Origin of the sequence: uncultured Campylobacter sp. (assembly GCF_937949835.1) — a bacterium.
Classification (GTDB): Bacteria; Campylobacterota; Campylobacteria; order Campylobacterales; family Campylobacteraceae; genus Campylobacter_B.
Map to the genome: position 1 here is coordinate 1 of NZ_CALEDC010000101.1, position 3,969 is coordinate 3,969.

Annotated in this window: 4 protein-coding genes and 1 pseudogene; all 5 read right to left on the reverse strand. The window is 54.4% G+C overall.

From position 1 onward, the window contains the following. Positions 1 to 216 (reverse strand): hypothetical protein (locus tag Q0256_RS02175; protein ID WP_297959641.1); only part of this gene is annotated, 216 nt, incomplete at its 3' end. Then, the gene (gene ligA, locus Q0256_RS02180; protein WP_297959643.1) at positions 213 to 2,219 is read right to left on the reverse strand and encodes an NAD-dependent DNA ligase LigA; all 2,007 of its coding nucleotides are present in this window, start codon (positions 2,217 to 2,219) and stop codon (positions 213 to 215) included. The genes ligA and Q0256_RS02175, both read right to left, overlap by 4 nt. Beyond that, positions 2,216 to 2,410, reverse strand: a complete 195-nt coding sequence (locus Q0256_RS02185; protein WP_297959645.1) for a hypothetical protein — start codon at positions 2,408 to 2,410, stop codon at positions 2,216 to 2,218. Before Q0256_RS02185 ends, ligA begins: the two co-directional genes overlap by 4 nt. Then, positions 2,400 to 3,122 (reverse strand): 3-deoxy-manno-octulosonate cytidylyltransferase, encoded by a 723-nt coding sequence (gene kdsB, locus Q0256_RS02190; RefSeq protein WP_297959647.1) that lies wholly within the window; start codon positions 3,120 to 3,122, stop codon positions 2,400 to 2,402. The genes Q0256_RS02185 and kdsB overlap by 11 nt, the downstream gene beginning before the upstream one ends. Then, positions 3,119 to 3,969 (reverse strand): annotated as a pseudogene (locus Q0256_RS02195) (threonine synthase); the annotation flags it as partial. The pseudogene Q0256_RS02195 and the gene kdsB, both read right to left, overlap by 4 nt.

A 3,969-nucleotide genomic window follows, 5' to 3' on the forward strand; every position in this document is an offset into this window, starting at 1 on the left:
TCGGTTTGCCGCTTTTGCACATGCCTTGAAGCCCAGCGATCTTACATCGACCGCTCGATTTATCGCTTTTGCTCTTGCCGCTTGCTCGTGCGCTACAAAATTTTTAAAATTCTCGCGCCTTGTAAAAGATATAAGCGCCGCAGGATGAAGGTTGCTTTTGAAATTTAACCCCGCGCCGTTTGCGTGCGGGTTTGGCGCCAAGCAAAAAACCTTCACTCGCCGCCCTCCGCAAGCGCTTCGGGCTCGCTTTTGCCAGGTGAATTTACGCCGGGCGTCGCCAGGCTCGCAATCGCTTCAAACTCGCTCTCGTCGATCACCCGCACGCCAAGCGAGCGAGCTTTTTGTAGCTTGGAGCCCGCTTCTGCGCCTGCGAGCACGAAGTCAGTCTTGGCAGATACCGAGCCCTGCACCTTCGCGCCCATCGCCAAAAGCCTAGCCTTAAACTCGTCGCGCGGACGGCTGAGAGTGCCGGTGATGACGACGCTGCGGTCCGTGAAGGCGCTTTTGGCGGTCTGCATCTGGGGCGCGCGAGGCGTGATGATTTCGCTTAGATTTAGAATTTTTTCGCGATTTATCTTGCAAAACTCCGCTAGGCTCCTTGCCATCGCCTCTCCAAAGCCCTCCAGCCGCAGAATTTCATCCTCGCTCGCATTCAGCCAATCCTGCCCGAATGCCGCGGCGATCTTGCGCGCGGCCACCTCGCCGATGTGCTCGATCCCCAAAGAAGCGATGAAGCGCTCAAGCGGCGCGTTTTTGCTCGCGTTTATCGCGCCCAAAAGATTTGAAATTTTTTTATCCGCAAAGCCCTCAAGATCCGCCAAATCCTGCGCGCCGAGGGCGTAAATATCGCCGATCTTTGAAATTTTGCCGCTTTCAAAAAGCTGCGTAATCGTCGCGTCGCTTAGCCCTTCGATATTCATGCATTTTTTGGAGCAGAAATAGATCAGCGAGCCTATCACACGCGCCTTGCAATCGAGGTTTTGGCACTTTATGAGCGCGCCTTCGTCAAGCAATTTCTCGCCGCAAACCGGGCAGCGACCCGGGCGCGAAATTTCGCTCTGCGTGCCGTCTCTGCGCTGTTTGTAAACGCTCGTGATCTTCGGGATCACGTCGCCGCTGCGGATGATGCCCACGAAATCGTTTTTCATCAGCCCAAGTCGCGCGATCTCGTCGAAATTATGAAGCGTCGCGTTTGAAACGTTCGCGCCGTCGATATTTACGCTATCTACGACGGCTACGGGGGTTACCGCGCCGGTGCGGCCGACCTGCAGATTGATCTCGCGCAGCCGCGTTACCTTTTCGACCGCGGGGAATTTATACGCGACCATAAAGCGCGGAAATTTCACCGTATAGCCCATCTGTGCGCACTTTGAAAGCTCATTTACTCGGATTACCATGCCGTCTAGCATCAGGTCTTTGCTCGCACGCATGCTATGCAGCGCCTCGTACGCACTCCTGATCTCGCTCGCGCTCTTGCAGATGCGGCAAAACTCGTCGCGCAAAAAGCCGAGACTGCGCACAAACTCCATTATCTGCGAGTGCAGCGCAAAGCTTAGCGAATGCTCGCCCACCCCCCACGGGATAAATTTTAGCTTCCGCTTCGCTACGATCGCGCTATCTAGCTGCCTTAGGCTGCCTGCGGCGGCGTTGCGCGGGTTTGAAAACAGGCTCTCGCCGTTTGCGGCGCGCTCGTCGTTTAGCGCGTCAAAATCGCTCTTTGCGATCAGCGTCTCGCCGCGGATCTCGATCCTTTGCGCGTAGGGGATCTGAAGCGGCACCGATTTGATCGCTCTTGCGTTTTGCGTCACGTCCTCGCCTATGAGCCCGTCGCCGCGCGTCGCCGCGCTTATCAGCACGCCGCCTTCGTAGGTTAAATTTAGGCTCGCGCCGTCAAATTTCGGCTCGACGTAAAACTGCGCGCCGCTCTTTTCGCCGCGAGCTAGCCACGCCAAAAGGTCCGCGTCGTCGAAAATATCCTCCATCGACCACATCTGCGCGCCGTGAGCGAGTTTGGAAAAGCCCTCGCTGATCGCGCCTCCGATGCGCCGTGTAGGCGAGTATGGCAGTGCTAGCGCGGGATTTTGCTCCTCGAATTTCTCTGCTTTCGAATAAAGCTCGTCATACTCCTCGTCGCTCGCGATTGGCTTATCGTCGGTGTAATATGCCCGCGCCCACGCATTTAGCGTATCTACTGCGGATCTGTATTCATCGTAGTTCATCTTGCGCTCGCATCTTTAAATTTTAAAATTCCGCGCACCGCTAAAATTCCATGCGCTGCTAGAATTTTACACTCAGCGGCGAGCCCCTGCATCCCAAATTCCGCGCCGCGCGGCTCGTTATAGTTAAATTTTATGTCGCGTAGCCTGCTCGCTTTAAATTTCGTGTTTAAAAAGGCGCGATCAATTTCCATTGCCGAATTCCTTTAGCGCGCGCTCGTAATCAGCCGGCGTGTCGATGCCGATGCTCGCGGTTTTTATTTCAAGCATCGCGATCTTCTCGCCGGCGCTTATGGCGCGAAGCTGCTCGAGCTTCTCGGTATCTTCCAGCACCGAGGCGGGCAGGGCGCAAAACCGCTTTAAATTTTGTACGCTGTATGCGTAGATGCCGATGTGTCCGAGGTAGCATTCGCATGCCGCGCGCGGGTAGGGGATGAGCGAGCGCGAAAAATAGATCGCAAAGCCCGCATTATCGAGCACTAGCTTGACTAAATTCGGATCCTCTGCCGCCTGAGGGCTTATATATTTGTAGCAGCTCGCCATAAATGCGCCCTTTTGCGCGATCATGGCGTTGGCGAAATCTTTAAATTTAATCAAATTTTCGCTCTCGAAGAAGGGCTCGTCGGCTTGGATATTGATGACGATCTCATCCTCCGCAAGCGCTGCGTTCGCGACCGCTTCAGCGATGCGATCGGTGCCGCTTTGATGCTCGCGCGCGGTGAGGACGGCGTCAAAGCCGTAATCTTGCGCGATCTTTAAAATTTGCGGCTCATCCACGGCGATTAGCACGCGGTCTGCCTTGGCGGCATTTTGAGCCGTTTTGATAAACATCGGCACGCCGTCAAACTCACATAAAATTTTATTTTTAAAGCGCGTCGAAGCAAGGCGCGCGGGGATTACTATCATTTTTTGATCCACTCCATTATGGCGTTTTTGATCTCGCTTTGTTCCACGACGCTGGAGTGTACCTGCGGCGCGCTAAAAAGGCGCGAGATCTGCGGCGGAATGTCGCTGCGAAATTCCTTCGAAAGCGCGATCATATCGGCTCGCTCGTCCTCGCAAGCCCTGCCTTTAATCGCGCCGATCATCGACGGCGTAAATTTAATCCACTTCGCGGTCGAGATGACTAGATTTAGGCGACTTTCGTCAAGCAGCTTGAAGCAGGTCGCCGTGTGCGGATCGATCAGCACGCCGTGCTCACTTTCTTGCTTGATAAACTTAGCGCACTGCGCATCGTCGCAAAAATCCGCCTCGAAGACCTCGCGCAGCTTTGCAAGCTCGCTCGCGCTAAGCTTATAAAATTTATCTCGCGCCAGACTTTGCATCAGCTCGCTCGTGCGCGCATCGCCGAATATATCGCTAAGCAGCCGCTCGACGTTGGAGCTAATCAAAATATCCATCGCGGGGCTGATCGTGCGGATGAGCTCGCGCTTTCGCAGATCGTAGATGCCGCGCGTAAAAAGCTCGGTCAGGATATTGTTCGCGTTTGAAGCGATCTTGATTTTACCGATCTTTGCGCCCATTTTTTTTGCGAAATACGCTCCCAGCGCGTTGCCGAAATTCCCGCTAGGCACTATGACGTCGAAGGTGTTAAATTTAGCGCTCTGTTTTACGCTTTCTGCGCCGCTTGCGTCCGCTGCGGCGCCAAAATTTTTGCCGCACGCCGTGCACTGATCGCTTTGCTTTAAATTTTGCTCGGGGCTCAATACGCCGTGCTTTGAGAAATAGATGCTAGCGTAGATATAGTAGATGA

Excerpts from the sequence above, each read along its gene's own strand:
- ligA (WP_297959643.1), bottom strand. The coding sequence starts at position 2,219 with ATGAACTACGATGAATACAGATCCGCAGTAGATACGCTAAATGCGTGG.
- Q0256_RS02185 (WP_297959645.1), bottom strand. The coding sequence starts at position 2,410 with ATGGAAATTGATCGCGCCTTTTTAAACACGAAATTTAAAGCGAGCAGG.
- kdsB (WP_297959647.1), bottom strand. The coding sequence starts at position 3,122 with ATGATAGTAATCCCCGCGCGCCTTGCTTCGACGCGCTTTAAAAATAAA.